The organism is Rossellomorea marisflavi, from assembly GCF_001274775.1.
Lineage (GTDB): Bacteria > Bacillota > Bacilli > Bacillales > Bacillaceae_B > Rossellomorea > Rossellomorea marisflavi.
The window spans coordinates 1-18,004 of sequence record NZ_LGUE01000006.1; the positions used below are offsets into that span (position 1 = coordinate 1).

An 18,004-nucleotide genomic window follows, 5' to 3' on the forward strand; every position below is an offset into this window, starting at 1 on the left:
GAACACGGAAGTTAAGCTCTTCAGCGCCGATGGTAGTTGGGGGATCTCCCCCTGTGAGAGTAGGACGTCGCCAGGCAGTTATTTTTATGCATAACCTTTAAGTAGGCTGCATATACTCATTATTATCGTCGCGGGGTGGAGCAGTTCGGTAGCTCGTCGGGCTCATAACCCGAAGGTCGCAGGTTCAAATCCTGTCCCCGCAATACCATTTTGATTCGTGAGGATCGGGATGTAGTGACACTGATAGCTTGTTTGCTATCGCAAAGCTAATGTTCTTTATTTTCGCTAACGCGAAAAAAAGTTGGTCCGGTAGTTCAGTTGGTTAGAATGCCTGCCTGTCACGCAGGAGGTCGCGGGTTCGAGTCCCGTCCGGACCGCCATTTTGTTTTTTAAAACGAATGCAGATTCGTTTTTTTATTTTGAATCCTTCTAAGTAGACCGCAGTTGCATAGCTGCGGTTTTTGTATTTTTTCGGGATAACCAGGTAGAAATATGAGGGAACTCGGCGCGTTGGCTTTACTCGATGCGCCCAAAAAGGGTACACTACATATAGAAGATATCCCTTAGGTATTGCAGATCCTAGGGTTTTTTTATACTTATACAGATGGTAAGGAGATCATTATGAGTCAGTTTGAATATATCAGCAGCAATCCTGATGAAACGGGTGTCTTTGCGAAGAGGCTTGCGGGTCTGTTGGCTCCCGGGGATGTCCTGACCCTTGAGGGGGATCTTGGGGCCGGGAAGACGACGTTTACGAAGGGGTTGGCCCTTGGTCTTGGGATCAAGCGGACGGTCAACAGCCCTACCTTCACGATCATCAAGGAATATAAAGGGGACTTGCCCCTTTATCATATGGATGTGTATCGATTGGATGATTCGTTTGAGGACCTTGGCTTTGACGAGTATTTTGAAGGTGAAGGGGTCACGGTCGTGGAATGGGCTCATCTGATAGAAGATCAGCTGCCGGGAGACCGATTGGCCATCGGCATTTATCGTACCGGTGATACGGAAAGAAGAATTGTGCTGGAGCCGGTGGGAGATCGGTACCGCAAGCTTTGTGAGGAGATAATGGCATGAAGATTTTAGCGATAGATACATCAAACTTCCCGTTGGGGGTCGCACTGATCGATGAGAATAAGGTGATCGGTGAATATATGACCAATGTGAAACGGAATCATTCCCTGAAGGCGATGCCTGCCGTGGAGCAGCTTTTGAAGGACTGCGATACCGACGTCAAGGAGTTGACGAAGATCGTCGTGGCGAACGGACCCGGCTCTTATACGGGCGTCAGGATCGGGGTCACGCTGGCGAAGACGCTTGCCTGGTCTCTTGATATTCCCCTCGTGCCTGTATCAAGCCTGGCTGTGCTTGCTTCATCGGGACGCTACTTCAACGGGTATCTTTCCCCGATCTTCGATGCGAGGCGTGGACAGGTTTACACGGGTCTGTACCGTTTCCGGGATGGGAAGCTGGAAAATGTCCTCGAGGACCGGAATGTCATGCTGACGGATTGGGTGGAGGAACTCAAGAACTATGAGGGAGAGATCCTGTTCGTCGGGAATGACACCGGTATCCATGCAGAAGCGATACAGGAAGCCCTTGGTGAAAAGGCGGTGCTCGCACCGTTCGTGAGCCATAACCCGAGGCCGTCGGAGCTTGCCTATATCGGAATGGGCATGGAAGAATCGACGGCCCATGAGGTGCTGCCGAACTATATCCGGATGGCGGAAGCCGAAGTGAAATGGCTTGAAGCCCAGAAATCTAACGAAGAATAGGACTTGTGCATAATGGAGATACGATTTATGACAGTCGATGACGTGGATGCCGTCATGGAAATCGAAGAACAATCCTTCACCGTTCCATGGAGTCGGGAATCCTTCATAAGTGAAATGGAAGAGAATCATCTGTCCATGTATATCGTCATTGAAGATGAAGGTAGGATTGCAGGCTACTGTGGCGTATGGATGGTCGTGGATGAAGCACATATCACGAATGTGGCCGTCCTTCCTTCCCACCGAGGGAAGGGGTACGGGGAGCTTCTCATGCGCAAGATCATGGAGATGGCCATAGAGTCGGGGGCAAGGGTCATGACCCTCGAGGCCAGGGTGAGCAATGTACCGGCACAAAGCTTATATAGAAAGCTCGGATTCCAGAACGGCGGGATCCGGAAACGATATTATTCTGATAATCAAGAGGATGCTTTAGTAATGTGGGTGAATTTATGATGAAAGATATATTTGTATTAGGAATAGAAACCAGCTGTGATGAAACGGCCGTGTCCATTGTGAAAAATGGAACGGAGATCGTCAGCAATGTCGTCTCATCACAGATCGAAAGCCATAAGCGTTTCGGCGGCGTCGTCCCGGAGATTGCGTCACGGCATCATGTGGAGCAGGTGACGTTTGTCCTCCAGGAAGCCCTCGATCAGGCAGAGATGACAATGGAAGACGTCGATTGCATCGCAGTGACGGAAGGACCGGGTCTGGTAGGCGCACTTCTGATCGGGGTCAATGCAGCTAAGGCACTTGCATTCGCCCATAACAAACCGTTGGTCGGTGTCCATCATATTGCCGGGCATATCTATGCCAACCGCCTCATTCATGAAATGACGTTCCCCCTCCTCTCCTTGGTTGTATCAGGAGGGCATACGGAGCTTGTCCTCATGAAGGGTCACGGGGAATTTGAAGTGATCGGGGAGACGCGTGATGATGCAGCCGGGGAGGCGTATGATAAAGTAGCCCGTACGCTCGGGCTTCCGTACCCCGGTGGGCCCCATATCGACCGCCTGGCCCATGAAGGGGAGCCGGTCATTGATCTTCCAAGGGCGTGGCTCGAGGAAGGATCCTATGACTTCAGCTTCAGCGGATTGAAGTCGTCCGTGATCAATACCCTCCATAATGCAAAGCAGAAGGGGAATGAGATCAAGCCGGAGGATCTCGCCGCAAGCTTCCAGGCAAGCGTCATCGATGTACTCGTGACGAAGGCCAAAAAGGCTGTGGAAGAATACGGTGTGGGACAACTTCTTCTGGCAGGTGGAGTCGCGGCCAACAAGGGGCTGCGCGAGACCTTGGAGAGCATGTTTGACAGCCATGCATGTGAGCTTATCATCCCGCCCCTGTCCCTGTGTACGGATAATGCGGCCATGATTGCCGCTGCAGGAACCATCCTGTTTGAACAAGGGAAGCGTGGCGGACTGGATATGAATGCAAATCCCGGATTGGATCTGGAACAGTTTTAATAAGATTACACCTCGAATGGAATCGTCCGTTCGAGTTTTTTTTATTGGGAACGTACGTTTTATCAACAGTCTGTGGATAATTTGGGGATAAGTAGTGCGTAAGATGTGAATGGCTTGTGAAAAACAGATGTGGATATGTAGAATTTGGAATGTGGATAATGTGGATAAAACAACCGATAATTGTGGATAATGTGGAAAAGGTTTGTGGATATAGAAATGACGAGGGTGGAAATGTGGATAATCATGTGGATGAATAGTGGAGGGTTTTTTCTGAAAGAAGTTCTTCCTTTTGTTTACCCGTTTTTACCGTCCCACTAACCAAAGAAGCGGTTCAAGGTCTTTTCAACCTTGAACCGCTTCCGTCTTACTCTTCCACTAATTCCTCAAGCTCTGTCCATTCTTCTAAAAGGACATCCAATTCTTCTTTCGCAAGGGTCAGTTCATCATTCAGGGTCTGAACCCGTTCGTGATCTTGGAAGATATCCGGATCGCACAGGAGGGTTTCCTTTTCTTCTATGGAACCTTCCAGTACGGTCATCTTCTCTTCGATCTCTTCGATTCGCCGTTTTCGTTGACGCTCAAGCTTCTTGGCTTCTTTATCGATCTTGTGCGACTGCTTCTGCTGTGTAGCCTTGACCGGTTCTGCATTGGTCTGTTCCAGGGCGGCGAGCTCTTCCTGCTCCTCGAGTTTATGGAGATAGTAATCGTAATCCCCGAGGTATTCAGTGGATCCGCCTGTGGATAGCTCAATCACCTTGGTGGCGATGCGATTGATGAAGTAGCGGTCATGGGATACGAACAGGATCGTGCCCGGGTAGTCGATCAGGGCGTTCTCGAGCACCTCTTTGCTGTCCAGGTCGAGATGGTTCGTCGGCTCATCGAGGATGAGGACGTTGCCCTTTTCCATCATCATCTTGGAGAGGGCGAGGCGGGCCTTTTCCCCTCCGCTCAGGGTGTTGACGGGCTTCAGGACGTCTTCACCCGTGAACAGGAAGTTCCCGAGGACCGTCCTGATCTCTTTTTCGTTCCTCATCGGGTATTCATCCCATAGTTCATTGAGGACCGTCTTGTTGGATGAAAGATCCGCTTGCTGCTGATCATAGTAGGAGATGGATACATTGGATCCGAATTTGAAATCCCCGCTCAATGACTGCAGTTTGTTGACCAGGGTCTTGAGGAGCGTGGACTTCCCGATCCCGTTCGGTCCGACAAGGGCGATGCTGTCCCCTTTCTTGATGGAGAAGTCGATATGGGAGGCGATGGCTTCCCCGTCCTCGTACCCGATGGTGAGATCATTGACGTGAAGGACGTCATTCCCACTCGGACGATCGATCTGGAAGGCGAAGGACGCCGATTTTTCGTCACCCTGGGGCCTGTCCATGAGATCCATGCGCTCAAGTTTTTTCCGCCTGCTCTGAGCCATCTTTGTGGTGGAGGCACGGGCGATGTTGCGCTGGATGAAGTCCTCGAGCTTTGCTACCTCCTGCTGCTGGCGCTCATAGAGCTTAAGGTCCTTCTCATAATCCAGTGCCTTTTGCTCGAGGTACTTGCTATAGTTCCCCACGAACTTCTTGCTCCGGTTCCGGGAGATCTCATACACCTGGTTGACGACGTTATCCAGGAAGTAGCGGTCATGGGAAACGATGAGCACGGCACCCGGATATCCTTGAAGATATCCTTCCAGCCAGGAAAGCGTCTCGATGTCCAGATGGTTCGTCGGTTCATCAAGGATCAGGATGTCGGGCTTGGTCAGGAGGAGCTTCGCAAGGGCGAGACGGGTCTTCTGTCCGCCGGAAAGGGTGGAAATCTTCGTCCCATGGTCGAAGGAAGCGAAATTCAACCCGTGGAGGACGGAGCGGATATCGGCTTCATACTGATAGCCACCGGACTCCTTGAAGGTGACTTGAAGCTCGTCGTATTCCTTCAGTACCCGCTGATAGCGATCTTCATCTTCATAGACGGACGGGTCCGCCATCTCCGCTTCCAACCTTCTAAGCTGCTTTTCCTGTTGAAGGAGGTGTTCGAATACGGTCAGCATCTCGTCCCATATGGAAAGCTCCGACTCAAGGCCGGTGTTCTGGGCCAGGTAGCCGATGCTCACACCCTTGGGCTTCGTGATCTCACCGGAGTCATGGGACAACTGGCCGGCGATGATCTTCAAGAGGGTCGATTTGCCGGCACCATTACGGCCGACGAGGGCGACCCGATCCCTGGTTTGGATCTCCAATTTGATATTGGTCAATATATTATCTGCACCAAAATTTTTGGTCAGCTGATTCACTTGCAATAGAATCATGTCGGTTCACCTCTGTTTCATTAGTGCTAGTGTACCGTATTTCCCATGTGGACGGCAATAAAAGGGGAGGAACTATGACTATTAATCTGGATACAAATAGGATAGAATAGAGTGTATGATGGAAAATAGATAAAAGATATACCTTCTTTTTGGAAGCGCTGACAGACCAAAAGGAAGAGGGTTTATAAGATGTGGGGGAATACAAAAGATGAATCAGGAAACAACGAAAATTCCACAGGCAACGGCCAAACGCCTTCCGCTATACTACCGCTTCATCAAGAATCTATATGCTTCCGGTAAGCAGCGGGTATCGTCGAAGGAGTTAAGCGAAGCCGTGAAAGTGGATTCCGCGACCATCCGGAGGGATTTCTCCTATTTTGGGGCGTTAGGGAAGAAGGGCTATGGGTATAATGTGAATTATCTCTTATCCTTTTTCAGGGAAACGCTTGACCAGGATGAACTAACGAAGGTCGTATTGATCGGCGTGGGGAATCTCGGAACGGCTTTTCTTCATTACAATTTCATAAAGAATAACAATACAAAGATCGAAATGGCCTTCGAGGTGGATGAATCGAAGGTGGGGACGGAAATCAGCGATGTGCCCGTCCACCATATGGATGAGCTGGAGGAGAAGCTGAAGGGGATGGATATCGAAGTCGCGATCCTGACCGTGCCGGCCTCATCTGCTCAAAATATCACAGATCGCCTTGTGTCTTCGAAGATCAAGGGGATCCTGAACTTCACACCTGCACGCCTGACGGTTCCTGATCATATCAGGGTCCATCATATCGATCTGGCAGTGGAACTTCAGTCACTCGTCTATTTCCTCAAGCATTACTCAGGGGAAGACACGGAAATGTCACAAGATGGAATCGTAACGGAATAGAAAATTCTGACCATTTGCGTTATGATAGAAGCATATAAGGGGAGGTGTCTCATTATGGTAGGTCCTGGAAGTATGGTGCTGATTGCAGTGGTGGCCCTTTTGATTTTCGGCCCGAAAAAATTACCGGAGCTTGGGAAAGCAGCCGGCAATACACTACGTGAATTCAAGAACGCAACTAAAGGCTTAGCGGATGATGAAGACGATAAGAACAAAAGTGCCAAGTAAAGTAGGATGAACGCCATGAGTCAAACCCAAAAGGATATGACAGTCTTTGAGCATATAGGAGAATTGCAGAAACGACTCATGTTTGTAGTCGTTTTCTTCTTGTTAGCCGTTGTGGCAAGCTTCTTCCTTGCCGAACCGCTCATCAAGTATCTGCAGCATGCGGACGAAGCGAAAGAAATGACGATGAATGCCTTCCGCGTGACGGATCCCCTGAAGATCTACATGGAGATGATCATGTTCATCGCGGTCATCATGACGTCACCCGTCATCCTTTATCAGGTGTGGTCCTTCGTGTCGCCTGGTCTTTATGACAAGGAGCGGAAGGTGACCCTGAGCTACATACCGGTATCGGTCCTCTTGTTCCTCGGTGGACTGGCATTCTCCTATTTCATCCTGTTCCCGTATGTTGTGTCGTTCATGATGCGGCTATCAGGCGATCTCGATATCCAGCAGGTGATCGGGATCAACGAGTACTTCCAATTCCTCTTCCAGATTACGATCCCATTCGGCCTGCTGTTCCAGCTGCCTGTGGTGATGCTGTTTCTGACGAGGCTCGGGATCATCACACCGATGATGATGGCGAAGGCGAGGAAAGCGGCTTACTTCGTGCTATTGGTGATTGCCGCCTTCATCACGCCTCCGGACATCGTCTCCCATATGATGGTGACCCTCCCGCTCCTTCTTCTCTATGAGATCAGCATAGGGATCTCACGGATCGGATATAAGAAGTATCTCCAGGCAGAGCAGCAGATGGAAATCGAACGCGTGCAAGAAGAACTCAATCAACGCAAAGGCTGATACAGCCAAAAAAACCGGAACCACCCGATCTTCATGGAAACGAAGTCGGATGGATCCGGTTTTTGTTTTAAGCGGCTTATTTCTTCTGGTTGAGCTGTTGCTTGATCCTGAAGTGGAGCAGGACCATGCGTATACCCGAACCGAAGTCCAGTGTGGCGAGGAAGATCAGCAGATAAGTGAAGAATCCCCAGCCTGTATCCTGGACTGTGTGGATGGCAAAATAGGTGAACAGCACCCCAAGAAGAATGTAAATCACGCCGGAGAAGAGGGGTGATCGTCTCATTATAGGAAACCTCCAATAAATCCTTGTATTTTTTCAGCTTCATTCATGATCTTTTCAATTTCATCCCGGTAGACGGTCTGCATGATGACCACCATCGTATTCATGGCCACATGGGCGCAGATCGGCACGAGGATCCGTTTCGTTCGTACATATAGGAAGGCAAACGTGAAGCCCATGGCAGAGTACAGGATCACATGTACCGGCTCGAAGTGGGCAAGGGCGAAGATCACGGAGCTGATCAATGCGGCGAAGAAAAAGTTCATTCGCTGATAGAGTGCCCCAAAAATGATCTTCCTGAACACGATTTCCTCCAGGATCGGCCCGATGATGGCGACGACGATCATGGCAAGGGGGACATTGTCCACGATGCCCATGATGTTCTGCGTGTTTTCAGAACCGGCCTGGATGCCGAGGAGGGTCTCGATCTGGATGGCGATGGCTTGTGCGAAGAACGCCATGAAGATCCCGACAACGGCCCAGACGATGGAGATCCCGGCGCCTGCAGGGGCAGAACGCTCGAGCTTAAGTTTCGATGGTGAGCTTTTTCTCAGGATGAGCAGGACGATGATCAAGGTCGCGGCAAAGCTGAAGATCAGCCAGGAACCGACGGCCACCTGCTGCATGTATTCTCTAGTCTGTCCAAACACTTCAGTGCCGGCCTTATAAAACAGGAGCGGTCCAACCGCACCGGCGAGCTGCATGACAATATAGGCGATCAAAATGTATCCATAATGTTTATTCAACGTTTTATCTCCTTTTAAGCAAGCCTTAGGCCTGACAGGACAGACCCTTGTACAATTCTACTAATAAATGCGGAACTGTTCAAATCTCACGGTCATGGGAATATTGCCGGGAATCGCCACATAGGATAGTGAGGTGTGAAAAAAGGGGGAAAATGACGAAAAAATTTTTAAGCAGGACTCTTGCAAAATGAAAACGAATTATTTAATATAATAACTGTGTTAGCACTCATAGTGAGCGAGTGCTAAAAACCAATCTACATATTTTCAAGGAGGTTGTTTCACTTGTTAAAACCACTAGGTGATCGCGTCGTAATCGAGCTAGTCGAAACAGAAGAAAAGACAGCAAGCGGTATCGTACTCCCGGATTCTGCTAAGGAAAAACCGCAAGAAGGTAAGATTGTCGCTGTAGGTACAGGTCGCGTTCTTGACAACGGTGAGCGCGTCGCTCTTGAAGTGTCTGTAGGCGATCGAATCATCTTCAGTAAATACTCTGGTACAGAAGTGAAATACCAAGGCACAGAATATCTCATCCTTCGTGACAACGATATCCTTGCCATCGTAGGCGAATAATTAATCGAATCAACACATATACGCACCAACCATGAACTGATATTAAAGGAGGACGTTTGAAATGGCTAAAGAAATTAAATTCAGCGAAGAAGCACGCCGTTCCATGCTTCGCGGGGTAGACCAATTAGCAAACGCAGTAAAAGTAACACTTGGACCAAAAGGTCGCAATGTTGTACTTGAGAAGAAATTCGGTTCTCCACTCATCACCAATGATGGTGTAACCATTGCGAAAGAAATCGAGCTTGAAGATGCATTCGAAAACATGGGTGCGAAGCTTGTAGCGGAAGTCGCAAGCAAAACAAACGAAATCGCCGGTGACGGTACGACGACTGCAACGGTCCTAGCGCAAGCGATGATCCGTGAAGGTCTTAAAAACGTTACAGCAGGAGCAAACCCTGTCGGCGTTCGTAAAGGGATCGAGAAGGCTGTACAAGGGGCTGTCGAAGAGCTGAAAGCCATCTCTAAACCAATCGAAGGCAAAGAATCCATCGCACAGGTTGCAGCGATCTCTGCAGCGGACGAAGAAGTCGGCCAATTGATTGCTGAAGCCATGGAGCGCGTAGGCAACGACGGTGTCATCACCATCGAAGAATCTAAAGGATTCACGACTGAGCTTGACGTTGTGGAAGGTATGCAGTTCGACCGTGGATATGCATCTCCATACATGGTGACAGACTCAGACAAAATGGAAGCGGTCCTTGATAATCCGTACATCCTGATCACGGATAAAAAGATCGGCAACATCCAGGAAGTCCTTCCTGTCCTTGAGCAAGTCGTACAACAAGGCAAACCACTATTGATGGTAGCGGAAGATGTTGAAGGCGAAGCCCTTGCAACACTTGTTGTGAACAAACTTCGCGGTACATTCAATGCAGTGGCTGTCAAAGCACCTGGATTCGGTGACCGTCGTAAAGCAATGCTTGAAGACCTTGCCGTATTGACTGGTGGAGAAGTGATCACAGAAGACCTTGGTCTTGACCTGAAATCTGCCAACATCACACAGCTCGGCCGTGCAGCGAAAGTCGTTGTCACAAAAGAAAACACAACGGTTGTCGAAGGTTCTGGAGATCCAGAAAAAATCGCAGCCCGCGTAAACCAAATCCGTGCTCAATTAGAAGAATCTACTTCTGAATTCGATAAAGAAAAACTACAAGAACGCCTAGCGAAGCTTGCTGGTGGAGTAGCCGTCGTGAAAGTCGGAGCTGCTACTGAAACCGAGCTCAAAGAGCGCAAACTACGCATCGAAGACGCATTGAACTCTACACGTGCGGCAGTCGAAGAAGGAATCGTATCCGGTGGTGGTACGGCTCTAGTGAACGTCTACAACAAAGTCGCTTCCATCGAAGCAGACAGCGATGTAGCCACTGGAATCAACATCGTCCTTCGCGCACTTGAAGAACCAATCCGTCAAATCGCACACAACGCCGGCCTTGAAGGCTCCATCATCGTGGAACGCCTCAAGAAAGAAGAAGTGGGCGTAGGGTTCAACGCCGCAACAGGCGAATGGGTCAACATGATCGAACAAGGAATCGTCGACCCAACCAAAGTAACACGTTCTGCCCTCCAAAACGCAGCATCTGTAGCAGCTATGTTCTTGACTACAGAAGCAGTCGTAGCGGACATCCCAGAAGAAGGCGGCGGCGGTATGCCGGATATGTCTGGAATGGGCGGTATGGGTGGAATGGGCGGCATGATGTAAGTTGCCCCCTCAACCCTTGATATAAAAGGATTTGTTGGTAAGGTGAGAGTGGTTTGCTAACATTTTGCTAACATTGAGGATATTAACGGAGGCTTCTCATAAGTTCGCTGAACTTTTGAGAGGCTTCTTTTTTCATTTCTTCCGTTACGTGGAGATACACATTTTTTGTGATTTGATCGTCAGTATGACCAAGACGATCCATGATTTGCTCGAGTGATACACGAGCTTCCGCAAGAAGGGATGTATGAGTGTGTCTTAAACTGTGCGGAGTTAAATCTTCGTTTAGGCCGGCTATTCTTAGCAGGCTTTTCATTCGATCTCGAACATTTTTAATCACGATTGGATAGCCGCATTGTCGTTGCATTTTGGCAAAGATAAAATCTTGGTTATTGTAAGCTTCACCTAATAGTTCAATTACCTCATCTTGAGCCTTTTTATGTTCCTTCAAAGCGTCAATCACTTCTTCATCGACAACAATTTTCCGTCTAGACTTTCGGGTTTTCGGTGGGACTAATTGATACTCAACCGTATTATTATTTGGATTATAATATGTCTTAGTAATACTGATTGTATGGTTTTTGAAGTCAATATCTTTCCACTTAAGAGCAATTAGTTCTCCAACTCGAATTCCTGTATAGGCGAGTATTAAAAACACCAAGTAATCATGTTCGAGACCATGCTGTTTTACTGTCTCTAAAAACAAGGCAAGCTCTTCTTTTTCTAAGTAATTTGGAACTTCCTCTTCTTCTAATTGTTCAATCGTCTTTTTGTCTTTTTTTACGTAAGCGAATTCTGTAGGATCCTTCTTTAATAGCTCTAATTCTAATGCCTTTCGAAAAATCATCCTCCCAGTTCGATTAATCCCTTCCCTTGTGCTATCAGCTAACCCTTGAGCTTTTAAATCGTTGAGAGCATCTTGGTACATCTTTCTGGTGATGTCCTTCAATTTTAACTGAGCAAAGTAGGGTAATAACCTCCCAATTTCATGAAGTCGAACACGAATAGTACCTGGCTTAACCTCCTTTGATTCACTGTAGATAGGCAGCCACTCTTTAGCAAAGTCGCTGAAAGTTTTGTCTGTTTCCTCTAAATATGTCCCTTGATTTAACTCGTAAATGAGAGTATTAGCTGCCGCTTCAGCTTCTTGTTGGGTCAGAAAACCACTTTTAGACTTCTGTTTCCGTTTTCCGGTGATTGGGTTTATTCCGACATCAACGACATATGCCCATTTTGCACCGCAAGTGCATTTTTTCTTTTTGCATGTGCAGTTCCTTCTATAAAAATGTCCTTTCATAGGCATCCTCACTTTCTGAAATTATTTTATTGCTAAAAATACATTATTACCAACTGTAATCCCAGAAATTCATTTTCTTTATTCGATACATTGTAAGGAGAGATTTAATATTGGAGGAAATGACTAATAAGGGTGAGAGTTTTTGCCTAGTTGACGACACATTTGCCAACAATTTTTTTCCATAATTGTAGTAAATATGAACAACAATCCGATGTATTCTGTTATGATTTTAATATAAATATTTCAGACAGTGTGAGTTTTTCACTTGAACTAAAGACCAGGTATTTATAACAAGCAAACTACAGTGAAAATACTTTTTTTCTTAGTTTAAAATTTAGGATTAATACTCAAGAAAGAGTATTGTTACCAAAATTCTTATTGAACTTATTTAAAAGGACTGATTGATCTTATGGCTAATAAGAATGCAAATCAAAGTATGGAAATCTATAATATTGAAGCTGAATTTGATTTTGAAGTTATGGAAGGTGTCTTATCAAAACAGTTGGAAGAAAGCTTTTCTGATTTAGAGCTAGTGGAAAAAGATAGAGCAACCATTTCTAATCCTGATTCTTTAGGTAAAGTAGTCTTGGATGAAGTTTGGAAACAGTTTGGGAATCAAATTGGACTCGACATGACAAATGAAACGTTGATCCAAAAATATGATAGAGAATATCCTGAGCAGTACAAGGATATTGCTGACTCGGTTATGATAGACAAACGATACAAAGATGCCAATAAGGCAATGAAGGAGCAACAAAAAGCTGGAATACTAAAGGACGAATACACAGGGAGAGACTTAAGGCCTAATGAAAAGGCTAATTTAGACCATGTAGTAAGTAGGAAAGAATTATTTGAAAATCAAAGAAGAAAGCAAGCTAATTTAGATGTATCTGGACTTGCTAATAAAGAAGAAAATCTAAAACCTACAAATGAGAATTTAAACAAAAGTAAAAAGGAAAAGAGTAATAAAGAATATGTAAAAACCCGTGAGGCTAGGGAAAAATTACTTATTGAGGAAAACGGAAAAGCTAATAAAAAGGTTGATGAATCCAATATGTCAGATGTCGATAAACGTTTGATAAAGGAAAAAAACGACAGATATTTGAATAATAAGCTTGCTGCTGATGATGATCTTATGATGCAAGCGGATAAAGAAGCCAGAAAGGCAATTAATAAGGATATTCGAGTTAATGCTGCAAAAGAAGTTGGAAAAAAAGCCGGAAAAGATGCCTTGAAGACAATGGCTATCTCAGCACTCTTTACGTTGTTGAAAGAAATCATGAACGGCCTAATCCGTTTTTTAAAGGCGAAATCTAAGTCATTTAATGGATTCTTATCTGAAATGCGTGATTCGATGAAATCGTTCTTTACCAAAATTATTAGTTTTGTTCAGAAGGGAGCATCAACATTAATTGGTACAATTGTATCTGAAATATTGGGACCAATTGTAAGTCTTTTTAAGAAGTTGGCAAGTTTAATTAAGCAAGGAATATCTTCTGTTAGGGATGCAGTCAATTACCTTCGAGATAAGAAGAATAAGAGCAAGCCTTTTACTGTAAAGGTAGCACAGATCGGAAAAATAATAACTGTTGGATTAGTTGGCGGCAGTGCGATTTTCTTAGGAGAGGTTTTTGAAAAATTCTTATTAACAATTCCTGGAATGCAAATTGAGATACCTCTAATTGGCACTCTTGCTAATATGATTGGCTTATTTTTATCAAGTTTAGTATCTGGCTTAGTTGGTGCCATCATGCTAAATCTTATCGATAAGTTTATCGCCAAAAAGATAAAAGAAGAAAAGGACCAACAAATTATCGGTAAGAAAAATGGGATTATGAATCTTCAACAAGTACAACTTACCGTAGCTGAAGATCGTGTAGTAGCATTGAAAGAAAATGCTATGAGCAAAATCTCAGAGAATCACGCCTTGGCAAAGGATATAATGCAACAATCTCTTAATAAGATATTTGATGATAATCATGCTAGTGGTTCTAAAAACAAGAACACTATTACTAAAAATCAGAGTGAATTACTTCAAATGCAAAAAGATTTAGAAGGCTTACTTTAAAGGTGATGAGAGATGACAAAGGTAATAACGAAAGAGGAATCCTCAACTAATGGTCAGGCTATGGTGTCTACCAGAGGTGATGGTTTCAATAGAAAGAAAAATGAGTTAAAAGCATTCAGTAGGAAACTTCCTAAAGAAGCAGAATTACCTAGTGTACCTGTTACGGGAGGCTTATTTGGGTGGTTTAATTATGATGTGACGGGTAGTGACTTAAACAGGCTCACTGAAAGTATCCAAGATAAAATGATTGAGCAGAATAAAGTTCTGGTTAGGACGATTCAAGAGTTTAATACCATCTACGATACGTTTTCTGCATTAGATAAAGAATACATCCAGGGAATCTTAGTCTCATTGAAAGCAGCTGAAGAAGCTAATGCAAAAGCATTAAAGGGAATAGAAGGCGTTGAGGTTAATCAAAACGATATCAAACAAATGATCAATCAACAGAAAAAGGTAATTCAGGTACTGCAAAGTTTTAAAGAAAAGATGGAGAGAATAGAACACTTAACAGATGTGGATGCAATCTTTAATATCTATTCAACCATGCAAGAGAATGTTACTTCAATCGAAGCAAAGATTGAAGCACAAGATCAGACAGTAAATGATTTGACTGTTGAAACAAAATCATTGTTAACTTTGCAGTCAGATTTTCAAGATCATCTGAATCAACTAAAAAAAAGCCAACTTAAGCAATTTCAAACAGTAAATCAACTGGTATCACATCAAAATAATAATATATCTAAAATCGAAACAATTAATACAGAAAACAAGACAGATATCGAAACCCTAAATAAAGAAGTTGCTAAACAGGGAAAGAAATTCGGTGATTTGCAACAATTATTTCAGGACGATATCCAGACTCTATCTGAAAAAATCGTTCGAAACCATTCAGAGATAGATGCAAAACTCGATTTAACAACTAACGGAGTCAGTATAAACAAGAAAAATATCGAAATTCTAAATAAAGAAGTTGCTAGACAGGGAGAGAAATTTGGTGATTTACAACAATTATTTCAGGACGATATCCAGACTTTTTCTGAAAAAATCTTTCGAATTCATTCAGAGATAGATGCAAAACTCGATTTAACAACTAACAAAGTCAGTAAAAATAAGACAGATCTTGAAAATGCTATAAAGGAACTCAACATTGGAATTGAGCAACAAGCAGAAAAAGTGTCTTCGTATTTTGAATCCGAATTGTTAAAGGCAAAAGATGAAATTACAGCGCTTAATCAGTTGACAATAAACTTATCAAAAGGGTTGAAAACTACTAAAGTTTTTTCATTTGCTAGTATTGCGATAACATGTGCTTTAGTGCTTTTAATACTAAGCGGGGTGCTATGATGATTTCAGAGCATTACAAACGCCAGCTGATGAAAGAAGCGAAGCAGTTAGATGTTGCTTTAGGACAAGCATCTGAATTGGGGAAATTAGTACAAGAAATAACGGATGAGCAAATGGATAAAGCTACTTTAGAGTTCATTAAAAAACTAGGTATCCTAACGAAGAACCAATCTTTAGCCAGTATGGAGCAAAAGCAAGAAAAAGTTATTGAAACATTATATAAATATCTTGGAGCATCAAAGGTTGATGGTCTTATCCAAGACTTAAAAGAGTCTTCAAATATGTCGCTAGATGCACTACTTAACCAACTAGACGAACTGGTTGGGCTGGAAGATGTAAAGCAACAAGTCCGTGACTTAATCGACTTTAATCAAATCCAACAATTAAGAGTGAAAAATGGATTGAAGAAGTCAAACAAAACCATGCATATAGCATTCCTGGGTAATCCCGGCACAGCGAAAACGACAGTGGCTCGTATTGTTGGGAGGATGTATAAAGCTATCGGATTATTAAGTAAAGGACAATTTGTTGAAGCAAGTAGGACTGATTTAATTGCTGAGTACCAAGGACAAACAGCAATCAAGGTAAAAAGGTTAATTAATCGTGCTAAAGGTGGAGTTCTATTTATTGATGAAGCGTATAGTCTAACTGAGAATGATCATAGTGATAGTTATGGGAGAGAAAGTCTTACTGAGCTAACAAAAGCCCTAGAAGATTATAGAAATGACCTCGTAGTAATCGTAGCTGGATATACAGATTTGATGGACCAGTTCTTTGAATCCAACCCAGGATTAAAGTCAAGATTCAATACTTTTATTTCATTTAATGATTATTCACTCGATGAGCTCGTTCGAATATTCAGTTACACATGTATTCAAAATGACTATGTTGCCGAAGACCAAGCTATTAAAAAAGTTCGTGAATTGTTGCAAACGAAATTAAATGAAAAGGACGATCACTTTTCAAATGGTCGTCTTGTTCGGAATTTGTTTGACGATATAACGGTTAATCAGTCGAAGAGGCTTTCCAAATTGACAGGCCATATTACCAAAGAATCGTTGATGTTAATTACTAAAGAAGATGTTCCTCAAGATGGTAAACTTGTTTCGGTAGAGCAATAAATCAACAATCAAGATAGGAACATTTTATGAAGGATACAGAAGCTATTATTACTTCGCTGATGAAGATAGTATAGAAGTTGGGTATTTCAACAAACTTATATATGTGAAAGCAAAATGTGAAATTTTGCTTTCACCATAATTAATCACTATTCGCTTTTCATGAAGTTATCAAATTTATCAGATGCTTCTCTTTTCACAGGGTCTGTAATATGAAGATATATCTTCCTGGTTACTTCATCATCAAAATGACCTAAGCGATCTTTAATGTCTTCTAATTTTACTCCAGCTGCTGCAAGTAGTGAAGTGTGTGTATGACGCATGCTGTGAGGGGAAAGTTTGGTATTTAAATTGGCTAATTTAAGTAACCTTTTCATTCTATTTTCCACTAACTTTGTTAAGATAGGGAGACCTTGATAGCATTCAACATTTGTAAAAATGAATCTCTTATTATCGTATGAACCTCCTAATTTAGCAATGATTCTCTCTTGTTCTTCTTTATGCTTTTTTAGCATTTCAATCACAAGACTTGATACCATAATTTTACGTTTAGATTTCTCTGTCTTAGGCTGTACCAATTCGTACTTAGCAATATTGTTATATTCATTATAGTACGTTTTGTTAATACGGACCGTTCGCTTATTGAAATCAATATCTTTCCACTTAAGTACTACTAATTCACCTACCCGCATACCAGTGTAGGCTAACAGAGTGAAAATTAGTTCATCCATAAACAGCCCATTTTTCTTTGCTGCATCTAAAAAGATTTTGAGTTCTTCTTTTTCAAAGTAATTTGGAAGTTCCTCATCTGAATTCTTCTGATCATCCTCATCTGTTTCTTTAATTACTTTAGGATCCTTTTTGATATAAGCCTTTTTTGCCGGATCTTCTCTTATCAGTTTCTTATGGAGGGCCATATCAAATATCATTTTACCTGTTGCTAAGATGCCCTCCAGTGTACTTTTGGACAAATTATTTGCTTTTAAATCATCTAAAGCATCTTGGAACATTTCCTCTGAAATGTTTTTAAGCTTTATGTGAGCAAGATAAGGGAGTAATTTATTTATGCCATATTTTCGAAGTCGAATTGTTCCAGGTTTAGGACAAGTTCGTTCAATATACATGGGCAACCATTGCTTAGCAAAATCCTTAAATAAAATATTAGATTCGTTGATATAAGTACCTTGTTTCACATCAGTGATTAACGCGGCTACAGCATCTACCGCTTCTTTCTTTGTTTTAAAACTTCCCTTAGTTTTTAATCTTCTTTTCCCAGTTTTCGGGTCGGGCCCAATGTCTACCCAGTATGTCCATGACTTTCCACAAGAACATTTTTTAGGGTCATCGCACTCACAATTTCTTCTTTTATAATGACCTTTCATATAGTAATAACCTCGCCTTTAAATTGATTTAGAATGATGAAAGGAAGGAAAAGTCGCCAT

At 43.5% G+C, this 18,004-nt stretch carries 17 protein-coding genes, 2 tRNA genes and 1 rRNA gene; 15 read left to right on the forward strand and 5 right to left on the reverse strand.

All coding sequences use genetic code 11. The annotated features are described in order from the left end of the window. The 7 genes from rrf to tsaD form a co-directional block, all read left to right on the forward strand. Nucleotides 1–76, forward strand: a 5S ribosomal RNA gene (rrf, locus tag AF331_RS23240); the annotation flags it as partial. Between the two features lie 53 nt (nt 77–129). Beyond that, nucleotides 130–203 (forward strand) — tRNA-Met (locus AF331_RS17765). A 100-nt stretch (nt 204–303) separates the two neighbouring features. After that, nucleotides 304–380: transfer RNA gene (locus AF331_RS17770), tRNA-Asp, on the forward strand. Nucleotides 381–621: 241 nt separating this feature from the next. Continuing rightward, nucleotides 622–1,077, forward strand: coding sequence for a tRNA (adenosine(37)-N6)-threonylcarbamoyltransferase complex ATPase subunit type 1 TsaE (tsaE, locus tag AF331_RS17775; RefSeq protein WP_053429408.1), 456 nt, complete (start codon nt 622–624; stop codon nt 1,075–1,077). Next, nucleotides 1,074–1,775: a tRNA (adenosine(37)-N6)-threonylcarbamoyltransferase complex dimerization subunit type 1 TsaB gene (tsaB, locus tag AF331_RS17780; RefSeq protein WP_053429409.1), complete on the forward strand. Its 702-nt coding sequence runs from the start codon at nt 1,074–1,076 to the stop codon at nt 1,773–1,775. Before tsaE ends, tsaB begins: the two co-directional genes overlap by 4 nt. Nucleotides 1,776–1,802: 27 nt before the next feature. Next, nucleotides 1,803–2,225 (forward strand): ribosomal protein S18-alanine N-acetyltransferase, encoded by a 423-nt coding sequence (gene rimI / locus AF331_RS17785; RefSeq protein ID WP_235576433.1) that lies wholly within the window; start codon nt 1,803–1,805, stop codon nt 2,223–2,225. Next, complete coding sequence (gene tsaD, locus AF331_RS17790) at nt 2,222–3,238, forward strand: tRNA (adenosine(37)-N6)-threonylcarbamoyltransferase complex transferase subunit TsaD (protein ID WP_053429411.1); 1,017 nt, start codon at nt 2,222–2,224, stop codon at nt 3,236–3,238. Before rimI ends, tsaD begins: the two co-directional genes overlap by 4 nt. 364 nt (nt 3,239–3,602) lie before the next feature. Here the strand turns inward: tsaD and AF331_RS17795 are convergent, their stop codons facing one another. Continuing rightward, nucleotides 3,603–5,534 carry an ABC-F family ATP-binding cassette domain-containing protein gene (locus tag AF331_RS17795; protein ID WP_053429412.1) on the reverse strand — a complete coding sequence of 644 codons (1,932 nt, stop codon included), beginning with the start codon at nt 5,532–5,534 and terminating at the stop codon, nt 3,603–3,605. 208 nt (nt 5,535–5,742) lie between these two features. Here AF331_RS17795 and AF331_RS17800 point away from each other — a divergent pair, with 208 nt between their 5' ends. Genes AF331_RS17800 through tatC form a run of 3 tightly spaced genes read left to right on the forward strand, consistent with a single transcriptional unit; the run spans nt 5,743 to nt 7,443 of the window. Next, on the forward strand, nt 5,743–6,420 hold the full coding sequence (locus AF331_RS17800; RefSeq protein WP_053429413.1) for a redox-sensing transcriptional repressor Rex: 678 nt from the start codon (nt 5,743–5,745) through the stop codon (nt 6,418–6,420). A 54-nt stretch (nt 6,421–6,474) separates the two neighbouring features. After that, the gene (locus tag AF331_RS17805) at nt 6,475–6,645 is read left to right on the forward strand and encodes a twin-arginine translocase TatA/TatE family subunit (protein ID WP_048007689.1); all 171 of its coding nucleotides are present in this window, start codon (nt 6,475–6,477) and stop codon (nt 6,643–6,645) included. Nucleotides 6,646–6,660: 15 nt separating this feature from the next. Continuing rightward, nucleotides 6,661–7,443 (forward strand): twin-arginine translocase subunit TatC, encoded by a 783-nt coding sequence (gene tatC / locus AF331_RS17810; protein WP_053429414.1) that lies wholly within the window; start codon nt 6,661–6,663, stop codon nt 7,441–7,443. Nucleotides 7,444–7,519: 76 nt separating this feature from the next. On the opposite strand, the gene AF331_RS17815 is transcribed toward tatC, so the two are convergent. Together AF331_RS17815 and AF331_RS17820 are read right to left on the reverse strand one after the other, a co-directional pair. Further along, nucleotides 7,520–7,726 (reverse strand): YdiK family protein, encoded by a 207-nt coding sequence (locus AF331_RS17815; protein ID WP_053429415.1) that lies wholly within the window; start codon nt 7,724–7,726, stop codon nt 7,520–7,522. Beyond that, on the reverse strand, nt 7,726–8,469 hold the full coding sequence (locus AF331_RS17820; RefSeq protein WP_053429416.1) for a CPBP family intramembrane glutamic endopeptidase: 744 nt from the start codon (nt 8,467–8,469) through the stop codon (nt 7,726–7,728). The genes AF331_RS17815 and AF331_RS17820 overlap by 1 nt, the downstream gene beginning before the upstream one ends. 282 nt (nt 8,470–8,751) lie before the next feature. Here AF331_RS17820 and groES point away from each other — a divergent pair, with 282 nt between their 5' ends. Next, nucleotides 8,752–9,039 carry a co-chaperone GroES gene (groES, locus tag AF331_RS17825; protein ID WP_048007685.1) on the forward strand — a complete coding sequence of 96 codons (288 nt, stop codon included), beginning with the start codon at nt 8,752–8,754 and terminating at the stop codon, nt 9,037–9,039. 61 nt (nt 9,040–9,100) lie between these two features. After that, nucleotides 9,101–10,738 carry a chaperonin GroEL gene (gene groL, locus AF331_RS17830; RefSeq protein WP_053429417.1) on the forward strand — a complete coding sequence of 546 codons (1,638 nt, stop codon included), beginning with the start codon at nt 9,101–9,103 and terminating at the stop codon, nt 10,736–10,738. A gap of 82 nt (nt 10,739–10,820) precedes the next feature. Here the strand turns inward: groL and AF331_RS17835 are convergent, their stop codons facing one another. Continuing rightward, the gene (locus AF331_RS17835; protein ID WP_053429418.1) at nt 10,821–12,032 is read right to left on the reverse strand and encodes a site-specific integrase; all 1,212 of its coding nucleotides are present in this window, start codon (nt 12,030–12,032) and stop codon (nt 10,821–10,823) included. Between the two features lie 409 nt (nt 12,033–12,441). Here AF331_RS17835 and AF331_RS17840 point away from each other — a divergent pair, with 409 nt between their 5' ends. The 3 genes from AF331_RS17840 to AF331_RS17850 are packed head-to-tail and all read left to right on the forward strand — an operon-like array spanning nt 12,442 to nt 16,565. Continuing rightward, complete coding sequence (locus AF331_RS17840; protein WP_053429419.1) at nt 12,442–14,100, forward strand: AI-2E family transporter; 1,659 nt, start codon at nt 12,442–12,444, stop codon at nt 14,098–14,100. A gap of 12 nt (nt 14,101–14,112) precedes the next feature. Next, nucleotides 14,113–15,444 (forward strand): hypothetical protein, encoded by a 1,332-nt coding sequence (locus AF331_RS17845; RefSeq protein WP_053429420.1) that lies wholly within the window; start codon nt 14,113–14,115, stop codon nt 15,442–15,444. Continuing rightward, complete coding sequence (locus AF331_RS17850; protein WP_053429421.1) at nt 15,444–16,565, forward strand: AAA family ATPase; 1,122 nt, start codon at nt 15,444–15,446, stop codon at nt 16,563–16,565. The genes AF331_RS17845 and AF331_RS17850 overlap by 1 nt, the downstream gene beginning before the upstream one ends. A gap of 146 nt (nt 16,566–16,711) precedes the next feature. Here the strand turns inward: AF331_RS17850 and AF331_RS17855 are convergent, their stop codons facing one another. Continuing rightward, nucleotides 16,712–17,944 (reverse strand): site-specific integrase, encoded by a 1,233-nt coding sequence (locus AF331_RS17855; RefSeq protein ID WP_053429422.1) that lies wholly within the window; start codon nt 17,942–17,944, stop codon nt 16,712–16,714. Nucleotides 17,945–18,004 lie beyond the last annotated feature (60 nt).